Origin of the sequence: Phytopseudomonas seleniipraecipitans (genome assembly GCF_900102335.1) — a bacterium.
Classification (GTDB): domain Bacteria; phylum Pseudomonadota; class Gammaproteobacteria; order Pseudomonadales; family Pseudomonadaceae; genus Aquipseudomonas; species Aquipseudomonas seleniipraecipitans.
The window spans coordinates 121,149-134,660 of sequence record NZ_FNBM01000005.1; the positions used below are offsets into that span (position 1 = coordinate 121,149).

General features: G+C 63.3%; 14 protein-coding genes. 8 read left to right on the forward strand and 6 right to left on the reverse strand.

Annotated features, from left to right (window positions below):
• Positions 1–1,371: an exopolysaccharide Pel transporter PelG gene (pelG, locus tag BLS60_RS12505; protein WP_092368508.1), complete on the forward strand. Its 1,371-nt coding sequence runs from the start codon at positions 1–3 to the stop codon at positions 1,369–1,371.
• A gap of 47 nt (positions 1,372–1,418) precedes the next feature.
• Here the strand turns inward: pelG and BLS60_RS12510 are convergent, their stop codons facing one another.
• From BLS60_RS12510 to BLS60_RS12530, 5 genes are read right to left on the reverse strand one after another with little or no spacing between them, the layout of a single operon-like run.
• Positions 1,419–2,414, reverse strand: coding sequence for a hydrolase (locus BLS60_RS12510; protein ID WP_092368511.1), 996 nt, complete (start codon positions 2,412–2,414; stop codon positions 1,419–1,421).
• A gap of 22 nt (positions 2,415–2,436) precedes the next feature.
• Complete coding sequence (locus BLS60_RS12515) at positions 2,437–3,015, reverse strand: hypothetical protein (protein ID WP_092368514.1); 579 nt, start codon at positions 3,013–3,015, stop codon at positions 2,437–2,439.
• Positions 3,008–3,613: a 16S rRNA (guanine(966)-N(2))-methyltransferase RsmD gene (gene rsmD / locus BLS60_RS12520; protein WP_092368517.1), complete on the reverse strand. Its 606-nt coding sequence runs from the start codon at positions 3,611–3,613 to the stop codon at positions 3,008–3,010. The genes BLS60_RS12515 and rsmD overlap by 8 nt, the downstream gene beginning before the upstream one ends.
• A complete protein-coding gene (locus BLS60_RS12525) occupies positions 3,613–5,103 on the reverse strand; it encodes a M16 family metallopeptidase (protein ID WP_092368520.1) in 1,491 nt (496 codons plus the stop codon). The genes rsmD and BLS60_RS12525 overlap by 1 nt, the downstream gene beginning before the upstream one ends.
• Entirely contained in the window at positions 5,096–6,451 is a 1,356-nt protein-coding gene (locus tag BLS60_RS12530) for a M16 family metallopeptidase (RefSeq protein WP_092368523.1), read from the reverse strand. Before BLS60_RS12530 ends, BLS60_RS12525 begins: the two co-directional genes overlap by 8 nt.
• A gap of 266 nt (positions 6,452–6,717) precedes the next feature.
• On the opposite strand from BLS60_RS12530, the gene ftsY reads away from it, so the two are divergent.
• From ftsY to rpoH, 4 genes are all read left to right on the forward strand, one after another.
• Positions 6,718–8,118 (forward strand): signal recognition particle-docking protein FtsY, encoded by a 1,401-nt coding sequence (gene ftsY, locus BLS60_RS12535; RefSeq protein WP_092368526.1) that lies wholly within the window; start codon positions 6,718–6,720, stop codon positions 8,116–8,118.
• The gene (gene ftsE / locus BLS60_RS12540) at positions 8,118–8,789 is read left to right on the forward strand and encodes a cell division ATP-binding protein FtsE (protein WP_070881017.1); all 672 of its coding nucleotides are present in this window, start codon (positions 8,118–8,120) and stop codon (positions 8,787–8,789) included. Before ftsY ends, ftsE begins: the two co-directional genes overlap by 1 nt.
• Positions 8,786–9,802: a permease-like cell division protein FtsX gene (gene ftsX / locus BLS60_RS12545; protein ID WP_092368529.1), complete on the forward strand. Its 1,017-nt coding sequence runs from the start codon at positions 8,786–8,788 to the stop codon at positions 9,800–9,802. The genes ftsE and ftsX overlap by 4 nt, the downstream gene beginning before the upstream one ends.
• A 132-nt stretch (positions 9,803–9,934) precedes the next feature.
• A complete protein-coding gene (gene rpoH, locus BLS60_RS12550; RefSeq protein ID WP_070881015.1) occupies positions 9,935–10,789 on the forward strand; it encodes an RNA polymerase sigma factor RpoH in 855 nt (284 codons plus the stop codon).
• A gap of 262 nt (positions 10,790–11,051) precedes the next feature.
• Here the strand turns inward: rpoH and mtgA are convergent, their stop codons facing one another.
• Complete coding sequence (gene mtgA, locus BLS60_RS12555; protein ID WP_070881014.1) at positions 11,052–11,762, reverse strand: monofunctional biosynthetic peptidoglycan transglycosylase; 711 nt, start codon at positions 11,760–11,762, stop codon at positions 11,052–11,054.
• A 151-nt stretch (positions 11,763–11,913) separates the two neighbouring features.
• Here mtgA and BLS60_RS12560 point away from each other — a divergent pair, with 151 nt between their 5' ends.
• The 3 genes from BLS60_RS12560 to BLS60_RS12570 all read left to right on the forward strand — a co-directional run bounded on the left by BLS60_RS12560 (position 11,914) and on the right by BLS60_RS12570 (position 13,408).
• Positions 11,914–12,285 (forward strand): DUF423 domain-containing protein, encoded by a 372-nt coding sequence (locus tag BLS60_RS12560; protein WP_092368532.1) that lies wholly within the window; start codon positions 11,914–11,916, stop codon positions 12,283–12,285.
• A gap of 82 nt (positions 12,286–12,367) precedes the next feature.
• Positions 12,368–12,568 carry a sulfur carrier protein ThiS gene (thiS, locus tag BLS60_RS12565; RefSeq protein ID WP_092368535.1) on the forward strand — a complete coding sequence of 67 codons (201 nt, stop codon included), beginning with the start codon at positions 12,368–12,370 and terminating at the stop codon, positions 12,566–12,568.
• A 45-nt stretch (positions 12,569–12,613) separates the two neighbouring features.
• On the forward strand, positions 12,614–13,408 hold the full coding sequence (locus tag BLS60_RS12570; protein ID WP_092368538.1) for a thiazole synthase: 795 nt from the start codon (positions 12,614–12,616) through the stop codon (positions 13,406–13,408).
• Positions 13,409–13,512 lie beyond the last annotated feature (104 nt).

Here is a 13,512-nt window from a genome sequence, read left to right on the forward strand (position 1 = left end):
ATGGCCGGTATTGGCTTCGAATTACGCAAGATACTGGCGCATGATTCCTACACGGCGACGCTGCGTGCCTATGTGTACGCAGGGCTTATCAGCTCGGGGCCCTGGGTGTTGTCGATCATCAGCGTGATGCTGATTGGGGTGATGAGCCTGGGTGTGGTGGTGCCGGATATCATCGTGAGGCAGTTTCTGGTCACCGTGACCTACCTGATGGCCTGCTCGTTGATCTTTACCGGCGGCGCTCAACTGTTCTTCACGCGATTCATTTCCGATCGTTTGTTTGAAAAGAAGAGCGATCGTATTTTGCCGAACCTGGTAGGCATCCTGACGATCGTTACCCTCTCCTCGGGCATTCTCGGGGCGCTGGTAATGGCTCTGTTGTTTGATGAGCCGTTTGCCTACCGCGTCTTGGTGCTGGCCAATTTCGTAGTGCTGTGCAATCTGTGGCTGGTAATCATCTTTCTCTCCGGGATGAAGGCCTACAACCGCATTCTGCTGGTGATGCTCACTGGCTACAGCGTGATGGTTGGCAGCGCGCTGGCGCTACGGTTTATGAAAATGGATGGCCTGCTGCTGGCGCTGCTGATTGGTCATGCCAGCCTGTTGTTCATATTCCTGTTCGATATTCTGCGCGAGTACCCTGCCAAGCAGCTGGTCGCGTTCGACTTTCTCAAGCGCCGAGACGTGTTCATCAGCTTGCTGGCGACTGGCTTCTGCTACAACCTGGGAATCTGGATCGACAAGTTCATTTTCTGGTTCAACCCCGTCACGTCCAGCCAGGTTATCGGCCCATTGCGTGCGTCGATCCTTTATGACCTGCCGATCTTCCTCGCCTATCTGGCAATCATCCCGGGCATGGCGGTTTTTCTGGTCCGCATCGAAACGGATTTTGCCGACTGGTACGAGCGGCTCTACGCGGCCATTCGTGGCGGGGAGACGTTGCAACACATTGGGCAACTGAAAATGCAGATGATCCTGGCGATTCGTCAGGGGCTCTTGGAAATCTGCAAGGTGCAGGGCCTGACAGTGGTGCTGTTGTTTCTGTTGGCGCCGCAGTTGCTGGCCTGGCTGGGGATTTCGTCCTACTACTTGCCGCTGTTCTACGTCGACCTGATTGGTGTCAGCATTCAAGTGGTGTTCATGGCCCTGCTCAACGTGTTTTTCTACCTCGACAAGCGCGCAATCGTATTGGCGCTGTGCTTGCAATTTGTGGCGCTCAACGCGGGGCTGACATTGCTTAGTCAGTACATGGGGCCAAGCTTCTACGGGTATGGCTTCACCTTGTCGTTGTTGATTTGCGTCCTTGTGGGGCTGAAACGACTTACCCGGTCTTTGGACGACCTGGAGTATGAAACCTTCATGCTGGGCCGCTGAGCCAGTGCTCGGTGCCGGGCTTTGCATTGCAGTCCGTTCGCGTAGTGTTAGAGCGTCTTTGGCGCACGCAGCCAGCTTGGAATGCGCCGCTCCAGGTAATAACCAGGCTGGCGCGGCGTGCCGTCGACGAAGCCGACATGGCCGCCCCGGGCGTGCAATTCGAAGGTGATGCAGGGCGCCAGTTCGTCGGCTTCCGGCAGGCTGTGCGGGTATACGAACGGGTCGTCGCTGGACTGGATCAGTAGCGTCGGCGTTTCGATGCGCCCCAGGTAATAGCGGCTCGATGAGCGCCGGTAGTAGTCCTCGGCATTCTCGAAGCCGTGCAGCGGCGCGGTGATACGGCCGTCGAAATCCCAGAAGGTACGCATGCCATCCAGCGGACCGAGCTTCTCCAGGATCGACAGGCGATCGGCCTGGCCCTGGTGAGCGAACAGGCGCTGCTTGTCCTTCACGTAAGCGACCATGGCGCGCATGAAGTGGGCCTGGTAGACCCGCGAGAAACCGACGCCAATGCGGTCCGCACACTGATCGAGCCGAAACGGCACCGACGCCGCCGCAGCGCCCTGCAGTCCGCTGTCGGCACCGCTCTCGCCGAGGTACTTGAGCAGCACATTGCCGCCCAGCGAGTAACCCACCGCATACAACGGCGCCATCGGCCGTTTGGCGCGCAGGTGGCGGACGGTTTCGGCGAGGTCTTCGCTGGCGCCGGAGTGGTAGCCGCGCGGCAGCAGGTTGGGCTCGCCCGAGCACCCCCGCCAATTGAGCGCCACGCTGGCCCAGCCCTGGAGGCCGAGCTGGCGTTGCAGGCCGAGTACGTAGTGGGAGTTCGACGAGCCGGTCAGGCCATGCAGCACCAGCACGACCGGTGCGTGCGCTTCATGAGGGCCGTACCAGTCGAGGTCGAGAAAGTCGCCGTCCTCCAGCCACAGGCGCTCGCGTTGGCGATCGAGGCTGAACGGGCGGCGACACAGCGAGCCCCAGAGCGTTTGCAGGTGCGGGCCTGGCAGCCACCAGGCGGCTGTGAAGTGCGGCGTGCTGGTCATCGGCAGGCCCCGGTTGTGCTCATTACCAACCGAACTCTTCGGCCAGCGACTGCGCCGTGCCGCGCTCACCCAGTATCGGCAGCAGGGCATCGATCAAACGGTCTCGGTGCACCGGGTTGACGCTGAAGTCGTCGAGAAAGATGTCTTCGCCAGCGCTGCGCCAGGTGGCGTCGAAGCAGGCAAGACAGGCGATCATCTGTTCGAGGTCGCTAAACAGCGGTGCCGGCTGCCAGGTGCCGCCGCCGTGGCGGTCATGCAGCACCCTGCCGCTGCTGATTTCGAAGATGAACGGATCACCGCCCTGGTCGGCCACCACCAGCCAGTCGTCGTGCCAGTCCGCCAGCCGCTCGCCGCTGATGCCATGCCAGCGGTAGCCGGCCTGCAGCCGCCACAGGCGGCTCAGCGAAGGAATGAAGAAGGGGTTGCCCGCGGTCTCCAGGTTGCAGTTGTCCGGGCCGATCTCACGGTAGAACCGCGCGACATCGGCAGGCAAAGGGATATCGCCTGGCCACTCCCCGGCATCCTGCGTGCGCAGGCTCAGGCTCAGGCTCAGGCCCTGGTCGACGAGGAACTGGCGCAGCGCCTGAGTGGAGTCATGCATGGCTGCGTTGCCACAGCGCGTAATGCACCTGGCCGGCTTTCTGCTCGCGGTGCAGGCGCCAGTTGCCGGGCATGCCCAGGCTCGACGGCGGCTGTTCACTCTCGGTGTAAACCCAGGCGTCATCGGCCAGCCAGCCGCGCTGCTCGAGCAGCTCGCAGGCCGGCAGCAGCAGGTTTTGGCTGAACGGCGGATCGAGAAACACCAGGTCAAACGGCGTGACGGGTTGGCTTTGCAGGTAGGTGAGCGCGTCGCTCTGCAGCACCTGGCCGTTGTCGCAGCGCAGGGTCGTCAGGTGGCCGCGCAGGCTTGTCACGGCGGCTGGGTTGAGGTCCAGCGCCAGGGCGCTGCCGGCGCCGCGCGACAGGGCTTCGAGAAACAGCGCACCGCTGCCAGAGAACGGGTCGAACACCTTCGCAGCTTCGACGTAAGGCGCCAGCCAGTTGAAAAGGGTTTCCCGCACGCGGTTAGGCGTGGGGCGTAGGCCGTGGGCCATGGGGAAGCCGAACTGGCGGCTGCGCCATTGCCCGGCGATGATGCGCAATTGCCCGTCGCCACTGTGGGCGGCTGGGATCTTGGCAGAAACGGGTCGCTTGGCCATTAGTGCTCCGGGACGCCGGTCGGTTGTTCGGCGGGTTTGTCGGTTGGCGGTGGCAGCTCTTTCTGCGCGACTTTCGGCCCGGCGGTGACGATCACCAGCGCCTCGGGGTCGAGGTGCTTGGCCATGGCGGTTTTAACCTGCTCGACGCTCTGCGCTTGCACCTGAGCCATGAAGTCTTCCAGGTAAGTCAGCGGCAGGTCATAGAAGCCGATAGCGCCCAGCTGGCCGACGATCGCCGAGTTGCTGGCGGTGGACAGCGGGAAGCTACCGGCCATTTCGCGTTTGGCCGCGTCCAGTTCTTCCTGGGTCGGGCCGTTGGCGATGAATTCTCCGAGCAGGTCTTTGACCAGCTGCAAGGTGCCGTCGCTGAGTTCGGCGCGGGTCTGCAGGTTGATCAGGAATGGGCCGCGCGCCTGCATGGCTGTGAAGCCCGAGTAGACGCCGTAGGTCAGGCCGCGTTTCTCGCGCACCTCGGTCATCAGGCGGGTGCCGAAGCCGCCACCACCGAATACCTGGTTACCCAGGTAAAGCGCCGCGTAATCGGGGTCGCGACGGTCGATGCCGAGCTGAGCGATCAGCAGGTGAGTCTGATTGGACGGAAAGTCGATGTGGGTCAGGCCAGCCTTGGGTGCGTCCGGTTCGATGGTCTTCGGCAGTGCCGGGCCCTTTGGCAGCGCCGCGGAAACTTCGGCAGCCATGGCCTCGGCTTCTTCGCGGGATAGGTCGCCGACCACCGCGATCACTGCGTTGCCGGCGGCATAGGCCTTGGCGTGGAAAGCCTGCAGTTGTTCACGGCTGATGCCCGGAATCGATTGCGCGTTGCCTTCGCTGGGGTGGCCATAAGGATGCGTACCGTACAGTCGCTCGAACAGCTCCAGGCTGGCCAGCTTGCCGGGGTTCTGCTTCTGAAACTCGAAACCCGCGAGGACCTGATTCTTGATGCGCACCAGGGAGTCGGCGGGGAAGGTTGGCTGGCCAATCACCTGCTCGAACAGCTTCAGGGCCGGCTCGCGCTGCTCGGCAGCGCTGAGGCTGCGCAGGCTGGTCACCGCCATGTCGCGGTAGGCGCCGTTCTCGAACTGGGCGCCGAGGCTTTCGAAGCCGGCGGCGATAGCGCCGACATCCTTGCCGGGCACGCCTTCGTTGAGCATGGCGTTGGTCAGCATCGCCAGGCCCTGTATGTCGCCATCCTGGCTGCTGCCCGCAGCGTAGGTCAGGCGCACGTCGAACATCGGCAGCTCGCGGGCTTCCACGAACAGCACCTTGGCACCTTCGGCGGTCTGCCAGCTCTGGATATCCAGCTTGCGGCGCGCGGGCGCTTTGCCGTCCAGCTCGGCCAGCGACTGCAACTGGGCGTCGTCAGTTTTCGGCGCATCGGCGGCGGCCGGGGCGGCATCGGGGTTGCGCTGCACAGTGAAGGTCAGGGCCACCAGCAGGGCAATCAGGAACAGCCCCAACAGGGCGTAGCGCGGGCCGTTACGCTTACTCATCGCGCTTCTCCTCGGGCAATACATGGGCGACGCTGAGGCGATCGCGGGTGAAGTAGGTCTTGGCGGCGTTCTGAATATCGGCCGGGGTCACGGCTTCCAGTTCGGCCAGTTCCTGATCGATCAGTTGCCAGGACAGGCCAACGGTTTCCAGCTGGCCAATGGCGGTGGCCTGACTGGTGATCGAGTCACGGTCGTAGACCAGCTCGGCGATCACCTGGGCGCGCACGCGGGCCAGCTCTTCGGTCGATGGCGCGTTCTTTTGCAGGTCCTGCAGCTCGCGCCAGATACCTGCTTCAGTCTGCTCCAGGGTTTTGCCGGTCTGCACGTTGGGCGTGGCCGAGACCATGAACAGGCTGTCGCCGCGGGTGTAGCCGTTGTACCAGGCGCCTGCCCCGGAAACCAGTTCCTCGCCGCGCTCCAGGCGGGTGGCCAGGCGCGCGCTATAGCCGCCGTCGAGCAGGGCGGCGATCAGCCGCAGGGCATGCACGTCGCGTGGCGACTTGGCGGTGGCCAGGCCAGGCACGTTGAAGCCCATCATCAGGCTCGGCAGCTGGGTCTTGAGGTACAGGGTGATCTGCCGCTCGCCGGGCGCCGGCAGCTCCAGCGGGATTTTGGCAGCCGGGACGTTGCGTTTTGGAATCGCCCCGAAATAGCGCTGCGCCAGGGCCTTGACCGCGTCTGGGGTAACGTCGCCGACCACCACCAGGGTGGCGTTATTGGGCACGTACCAGGTCTGGTACCAGTGGCGCAGCTCGTCCACGCTCATGCGGTCGAGGTCGGCCATCCAGCCAATGGTCGGGATGCTGTAGCCGCTGGCCGGGTAGGCCATGGCCTTGAAACGTTCGAAGGCCAGGCCCGAGGGTTTATCGTCGGTACGCAGGCGGCGTTCTTCCTTGATCACCTCGATCTCGCGGGCGAACTCGTCGGCTGGCAGGCGAAGGCTGGCCAGGCGGTCCGCTTCGAGTTCGAAGGCGACGCCCAGGCGATCGCTGGCGAGCACCTGGTAGTAAGCGGTGTAGTCATCGCTGGTGAAGGCGTTCTCTTCGGCGCCGAGGTCGCGCAGCACGCGAGAGGCTTCGCCCGGGCCAAGCTTGCGGCTGCCCTTGAACATCATGTGCTCGAGCGCATGGGACAGGCCCGTCTGACCAGCGGTCTCGTAGCTCGAGCCGACCTTGTACCAGAGCTGGGACACCACCACCGGCGCACGGTGGTCTTCGCGGACGATGACCTTTAGGCCGTTGTCGAGCGTGAATTCGTGGGTCGGTTGGGGCGCCGCAGCCTGGGCTGCCAAGGGCAGGGCGCAGGCTAACAGCAGGCCGGCGAGATGGCGGGCAACTGAAATGGACAAACCTCTCTCCTCGTAGAACCACGTGAACGTGGCGATGGCGACGACGGCTGGGCCGCGGTCGTGCAGCAGGTACCGCGCAGCGCCAGTTGGGCTGCTTGGCTTAGCCGTGGCATGTGCGGAGGTGCTAGGATACGCATCCGTTTTACTGGCGACCACGTCTGTGCAGCGATGGTGTGCGAATCCCCTGTGCACCTGCCACTCTGCACCGCCCTCAGCCCCATCGTGCGAGGGCCTTGGCGTTCGCCCCTCTGAGATAGCCGTCCTTCATGTTTGGTTCAAAAGACGACAACAAGACCCCGGCCCCCGACGCCAGCGCCGAGCAGGGCACAGAGAAAACCACCGAGAAGCGCGGCCTGTTCGGCTGGCTGCGCAAGAAGCCTGCAGAGCCCGCGCCCGCCGCGCCAGAGGCGCAAGTGCCGCAGAGCGCGCCTCAGCCTGAGCCAGTGGAGCCCGTCGTGGCTGATCTGCCTGCGCCCGTCGAGCAGCCGGTCCGTCTCGAGCCTGAGCCTGAGGTAGAGCCCGAACCGGCCGTTATCGACCCAGAGCCGACCCGTCATGGCCCCGAAGCGTTGGCCGAGCCCGTCGCCGAGCAGCCGGCGGCGACTCTCGAACATCCTGTCGACCTCGCCACCGGCAGTGACGTGCACCACGCCGTGCCGGCGACCCCGGCTGCCGTGGTCGCCGCGCCGATCGAAGTGCCCGCGACGGTGGTCGAGCAGAACAAACCGTCGGACAACAAGGGCGGCTGGTTCGCCCGTCTGCGTCAGGGCCTGTCGAAGACTAGCGCCAGCCTGGGCGAGGGCATGGCCAGCCTGTTCCTCGGCAAGAAGGCCATCGACGATGACCTGCTCGACGAGATCGAGACCCGCCTGCTCACCGCGGATGTGGGTGTGGAAGCCACCACGGCGATCATCGGCAGCCTGACCCAAAAGGTCGCGCGCAAGCAGCTGACCGACAGCGAGGCGCTGTACAAATCCTTGCAGGAAGAACTCGCTGCGCTGCTGCGCCCGGTCGAGCAGCCGCTGCACATCGACAACGGCAAGCAGCCGTTCGTGATTCTGGTGGTCGGCGTGAACGGCGCCGGCAAGACCACCACCATCGGCAAGCTGGCCAAGAAGCTGCAGGGCGAAGGCAAGAAGGTCATGCTCGCCGCTGGCGACACCTTCCGCGCCGCTGCCGTGGAGCAGCTGCAGGTGTGGGGCGAGCGCAACAAGATTCCGGTGATCGCCCAGCACACCGGCGCCGACTCCGCTTCAGTGATCTTCGATGCCGTGCAGGCGGCCAAGGCCCGCGGCATTGATGTGCTGATCGCCGATACCGCTGGGCGTCTGCACACCAAAGACAACCTGATGGAAGAGCTGAAGAAAGTGCGCCGGGTGATCGGCAAACTCGACGACACTGCGCCCCACGAGGTGCTGCTGGTGCTGGACGCCGGCACCGGGCAGAACGCGATCAACCAGGCCAAACAATTCAACCAGACGGTGAACTTGACCGGGCTGGCCCTGACCAAGCTGGATGGTACGGCCAAGGGTGGTGTGATTTTCGCCCTGGCCAAGCAGTTCGGCCTGCCGATTCGCTACATCGGCGTTGGCGAAGGCATCGACGATCTGCGCACCTTCGAGGCCGAACCCTTCGTTCAGGCGCTTTTCCAGCAACGGGAGCAGTGATGATCCGATTCGAGCAGGTCGGCAAGCGTTACCCCAACGGTCATGTCGGGTTGCATGAGTTGAGTTTTCGCGTGCGTCGCGGCGAGTTTCTGTTCGTGACCGGGCACTCCGGCGCCGGCAAGAGCACGCTGCTGCGCCTGCTGTTGGCCATGGAGCGCCCGACGTCGGGCAAGTTACTGCTCGCCGGTCAGGATCTGTCGCAGATCACCAACGCACAGATTCCCTTCCTGCGTCGGCAGATCGGCGTGGTGTTTCAGAACCACCAACTTTTGTTCGACCGCAGCGTGTTCGACAACGTGGCGCTGCCGATGCAGATCCAGGGTCTGTCGAAGACCGATATCGGTCGCCGCGTCGGCGCGGCGCTGGAGCGTGTGTCACTGAGCGACAAGGCCGAGCTGTATCCCGGCGACCTGTCGACCGGGCAGCAACAGCGCGTCGGCATCGCCCGCGCTATCGTTCACCGTCCGGCCCTGCTGCTGGCCGACGAACCCACCGGTAACCTCGATCCGCGTCTGGCGGCGGAAATCATGGGCGTATTCGAAGACATCAACCGCCTCGGCACCAGCGTGCTGATCGCCAGTCACGACCTGGCGCTGATCGCCCGCATGCGCCACCGCATGCTCACCCTGCAACGCGGTCGCCTGATCGGCGATGGGGAGGCTGCAGAATGAGCGCCTCACGCGTTCCACCACCGCAGCCGGCCCAGCGCGTCGGCGCGGCGCCGAAGAATGCCGAGCCCCAGGGCCCGAACAATGAGCCGGATTTCCGCACCCTGACCCACGCCTGGCTGGAAAGCCACCGTGCCAGCCTGGTCGATAGTTTGCGCCGCCTCGGTAAGCAGCCGATCGGCAGCTTCTTTACCTGCCTGGTAATGGCCGTGGCATTGAGCCTGCCCATGGGCCTGTCGCTGCTGCTCGGCAATGTCGAGCGTCTTGGCGGCACTTGGGAGCGCGCCGCGCAGATTTCGGTGTTCCTGACCATTGACGCCAGTGACAGCCAGGGCCAGGCCCTGCGCGAAGAAATCGCCGGCATGGACGACGTTGCCGAAGCCGAATGGATCAGCCGCGAGAAAGCGCTCGAGGAGTTCCAGCAGCAATCCGGGCTGGGCGAAGCACTCAAGGAGCTGCCGGATAATCCGCTGCCTGGCGCTGTGCTGGTCACGCCAAAGGAAGTCGACAAGGCAACGTTGGAGGCCTTGCGCTTGCGCCTCGCCGAACTGCCTAACGTGCAGCAGGCGCAGCTGGATCTGGTCTGGGTCGAGCGCCTCAGCGCGATCCTCAAGCTGGGTGATCGCTTCGTCTTTGGCCTGACCGTTTTGCTGATCATGGCGCTGTTGTTGGTCATCGGTAACACCATCCGCCTGCACATCGAGAACCGTCGCACCGAGATTGAAGTGATCAAGCTGGTCGGCGGCACTGACAGCTACGTGCGCCGGCCCTTCCTTTATATGGGTGCGCTGTACGGCCTAGGCGCCGGTGTGCTGTCCTGGCTGGTATTGGCCTTTGGGTTGAACTGGTTGAACGATGCCGTGGTGCGCCTGTCCGGATTGTATGGCAGTGATTTCGCACTGGCCGGTGTGCCGTCGGGCGACGGCTTCTCGCTCTTGCTGGGAGCCGTGCTGTTGGGGTATATCGGTGCGTGGCTGGCGGTGGCAAGGCATCTAAGGGAGCTTGCTCCGCGCTGAAGCGCAGAATTGACGCTTCGCCAAGTTATTGATTTGGTTAATATTGACTATTGATCGGTGAACCAGGATGGTGGCTTCCGGTCATATTGCGCAGTGCTACACTGGGTACGTTTCGTGAATCGGAGGATTCAAATGTCCACTTCTTTGCAACCTGTTCATGCTCTGGTTCCAGGCGCAAACCTGGAAGCATACGTGCATGCGGTCAACAGCATTCCGCTGCTGACGCCCGAGCAGGAGCGTGAACTGGCCGGTAATCTCTTCTACAGCCAGGATCTTGAGGCCGCCCGCCAGATGGTGCTGGCCCACCTGCGCTTTGTCGTGCATATCGCGCGCAGTTACTCCGGCTACGGCCTGGCACAGGCTGACCTGATTCAGGAAGGCAACGTCGGCCTGATGAAGGCGGTCAAGCGCTTCAACCCGGAAATGGGTGTGCGCCTGGTGTCGTTCGCCGTGCACTGGATTCGTGCCGAAATTCACGAGTTCATCCTGCGCAACTGGCGCATCGTCAAGGTCGCGACCACCAAGGCGCAGCGCAAGCTGTTCTTCAACCTGCGCAGCCAGAAGAAGCGTCTGGCCTGGCTGAACAACGACGAAGTCAACGCCGTGGCCGAGAGCCTGGGTGTCGAGGCGCGTGAAGTGCGCGAGATGGAAAGTCGCCTGACCGGTCATGACATGGCCTTCGATCCGGCTGCTGATGCCGATGACGAAAGCGCGTTCCAGTCGCCGGCTCAGTACCTCGAAGACGATCGTTACAACCCGGCCAAGCAGATGGAAGACGAGGACTGGAGCGATACCTCGAGCGCCAATTTGCACGAGGCGCTGGAAGCGCTCGACGAGCGCAGCCGCGATATTCTCCAACAGCGCTGGCTGGCGGAAGAGAAGGCTACGCTGCACGAGCTGGCGGCCAAGTACAACGTTTCGGCGGAGCGTATTCGCCAGCTGGAAAAGAACGCGATGAACAAGCTCAAGGGCTCCATCGCGGCCTGATTCCGCTACGCAGCACCAGAAACGCCCCGACTCTGTTCGGGGCGTTTTCGTGTCTGCAGTATTTTCCCTGGGTATCGCTGCGCTCAACCGCAGGCTACCGGGATGGGCTCAGACGTAGCGTGAACAACGCTGTTTTTGTCCACCATTGCGATGGTAGAGCGGTGGGCGGGTGAAGCGTCGTCCACCCTACGACAGGCCTCTACGCCCTTATGCAGCTCATTGAGAGAGCGCAAATCCCGGGAGCGACTATTTACTTGGGCCGCTAGTTTGGGCGCGGCGCCTCAAGCTGGTTCAGGTAGTGGCTGCCGCCGAGCTGGCGCATCTGTCGGCGGATCCAGCTGGCGCGCTGGTTGACGTAACCGCTGGGACGGCCGGCATCGAGCTGCAGCGGGTTGGGCAGCACAGCTGCCAGCAGGCTGGCCTGGCGCGCCGACAGGTAGGAGGCGCCGGTGTTGAAATGATGCTGCGCCGCCGCTTCCGCACCAAACACGCCATCAGCCCATTCGGCGCTGTTGAGGTAGACCTCAAGGATGCGCTGCTTGGACCAGAGCAGCTCGATCAGCCCGGTGAACCAGACTTCTATGCCCTTGCGCAGCCAGCTGCGGCCCGACCAGAGAAACAGGTTCTTGGCCACTTGCTGGCTCAGGGTGCTGGCGCCGCGCACTGAACCGCCCTGCTGATTGTGCGACACCGCAGCCTTGATCGCGTCGACGTCGAAGCCCCAGTGCTGTGCGAATTTCTGGTCTTCGCTGGCGATCACCGCGATTTTCAGGTCGTCCGGCAACTGATCCCAGGAACGCCAACTGCGCTGCAGGTCGATGGGCTTGCCATCGATCCAGGATTCGATCTTGCGCTCGACCATCAGTGCCGTGCCTGGCGGCGGAACCCAGCGCAGGGCGAGCACCAGCAGGAACGATCCGGCGATGAACCAGAACATCAGCTTCAGCAGGAGGCGGCGAATGGAGCGGAGCATGCGCAGGGAGCCAGGCTGGGTTGGCCGGCCATTATACGGTTCCCGGCGCCTTTGCGGGCAAGGCTACACATGAGTGCGGCAATCGTGAGCGCGCACCGGCGTATCTGTAGGCGTAAACTGGCGCATCCATTGCTGTGAACGGTGCTGAACGATGGTTCGTCTGTGGTTGCTGCTATCGGCTTTCGCTGGCTTCTCCGGTGTCGCGTTGGGTGCCTTCGCGGCGCATGGATTGAAGAGCAGGCTGAGCGCCGACTACCTGGCGGTGTTTCAGACCGGCGTCCAGTACCAGTTGATCCATGCGCTGGCGCTGCTGGGGGTGGCCATTCTTGCTCTGGTTGCACCTGGCCGGCTGGTCAATCTGGCCGGCGGTTTCTTCGCCGTCGGTATCCTGCTGTTTTCCGGCAGCCTCTATCTGTTGACCCTCAGCGGCATCAGCAAGCTGGGTATCGTCACACCCTTCGGCGGCCTGGCTTTGCTGGCCGGCTGGGCCTGTCTCGGGCTGCTCGCCTGGCGCATGGCCTGAGACGAATGGCCGGCCTGCGCCTTGGTCATCGCTGATGATCGGGCTAGAATGCCGGCCCTTTCTCCTGTTGTGACGTGTTGCCATGCATATCCAGTTGAACGGTGAACCCCTTGAGCTGCCCGATGGGACCAGTGTTGCGGACCTGATCGAGCGTCTGGAGCTGACCGGTCGCCGCGTGGCGGTCGAGCGCAATCTCGATATCGTCCCGCGCAGCCAATACGCGACTACCGCCCTGGCCGAAGGTGATCGTCTCGAAGTGGTACACGCCATCGGCGGCGGTTGAAGCCCTGCGCCGCATCCACCCCATCTCTTGTGCAGAGGAACTCCAATGAGCCACGTTGTCAGCGACAAGCCCTTCACCCTGGCCGGCCGTACCTATCAGTCCCGCCTGCTGGTCGGTACCGGTAAATACAAGGATCTCGACGAGACCCGCGCCGCCATTGAGGCGTCGGGCGCTGAGATCGTCACAGTGGCCGTGCGACGGACCAATATCGGCCAGAACTCAGGCGAGCCCAACCTGCTCGACGTGATTTCGCCTGACCGTTACACCATCCTGCCCAACACGGCTGGTTGTTACGACGCCGTCGAAGCCGTGCGCACCTGCCGCCTGGCGCGTGAGCTGCTGGACGGCCACAAGCTGGTCAAGCTGGAAGTGCTCGCCGACCAGAAGACTCTGTTCCCCAATGTGATCGAAACCCTCAAGGCCGCCGAAGTGCTGGTCAAGGAAGGTTTCGACGTGATGGTGTACACCAGCGATGACCCGATCATCGCCCGGCAACTGGCGGAAATGGGCTGCATCGCGGTGATGCCACTGGCTGGATTGATCGGTACCGGGCTGGGTATCTGCAACCCTTACAACCTGCGCATCATTCTCGAGGAAGCGACCGTTCCAGTGCTGGTGGATGCCGGCGTGGGTACCGCGTCCGACGCCACCATTGCCATGGAGCTCGGCTGCGAAGCGGTGCTGATGAACAGCGCCATCGCCCACGCCCAGCACCCGGTGTTGATGGCCCAAGCGATGAAGTACGCCATCGAAGCGGGCCGTTTGGCCTACTTGGCCGGGCGCATGCCGAAGAAGCTCTATGCCAGCGCCTCGTCGCCCCTCGACGGCGTGATTCGCTAAGTCGTCCACGATCAGCTGCGCGTCGGCCCTGCGGCGTTGAAAACAGGCTAGGAAAGCTCATGTACAAAAGTACAGTCGCCCGCGACTCTGACCATTCCTCGCCT

Coding starts and splice junctions, on each gene's coding strand:
- BLS60_RS12525 (WP_092368520.1), bottom strand. CDS start 5,103: ATGAGTAAGCGTAACGGCCCGCGCTACGCCCTGTTGGGGCTGTTCCTG.
- ftsE (WP_070881017.1), top strand. CDS start 8,118: ATGATCCGATTCGAGCAGGTCGGCAAGCGTTACCCCAACGGTCATGTC.
- mtgA (WP_070881014.1), bottom strand. CDS start 11,762: ATGCTCCGCTCCATTCGCCGCCTCCTGCTGAAGCTGATGTTCTGGTTC.
- ftsY (WP_092368526.1), top strand. CDS start 6,718: ATGTTTGGTTCAAAAGACGACAACAAGACCCCGGCCCCCGACGCCAGC.
- BLS60_RS12570 (WP_092368538.1), top strand. CDS start 12,614: ATGAGCCACGTTGTCAGCGACAAGCCCTTCACCCTGGCCGGCCGTACC.
- rpoH (WP_070881015.1), top strand. CDS start 9,935: ATGTCCACTTCTTTGCAACCTGTTCATGCTCTGGTTCCAGGCGCAAAC.
- BLS60_RS12510 (WP_092368511.1), bottom strand. CDS start 2,414: ATGACCAGCACGCCGCACTTCACAGCCGCCTGGTGGCTGCCAGGCCCG.
- rsmD (WP_092368517.1), bottom strand. CDS start 3,613: ATGGCCAAGCGACCCGTTTCTGCCAAGATCCCAGCCGCCCACAGTGGC.
- BLS60_RS12560 (WP_092368532.1), top strand. CDS start 11,914: ATGGTTCGTCTGTGGTTGCTGCTATCGGCTTTCGCTGGCTTCTCCGGT.
- ftsX (WP_092368529.1), top strand. CDS start 8,786: ATGAGCGCCTCACGCGTTCCACCACCGCAGCCGGCCCAGCGCGTCGGC.
- BLS60_RS12515 (WP_092368514.1), bottom strand. CDS start 3,015: ATGCATGACTCCACTCAGGCGCTGCGCCAGTTCCTCGTCGACCAGGGC.
- thiS (WP_092368535.1), top strand. CDS start 12,368: ATGCATATCCAGTTGAACGGTGAACCCCTTGAGCTGCCCGATGGGACC.
- pelG (WP_092368508.1), top strand. CDS start 1: ATGGCCGGTATTGGCTTCGAATTACGCAAGATACTGGCGCATGATTCC.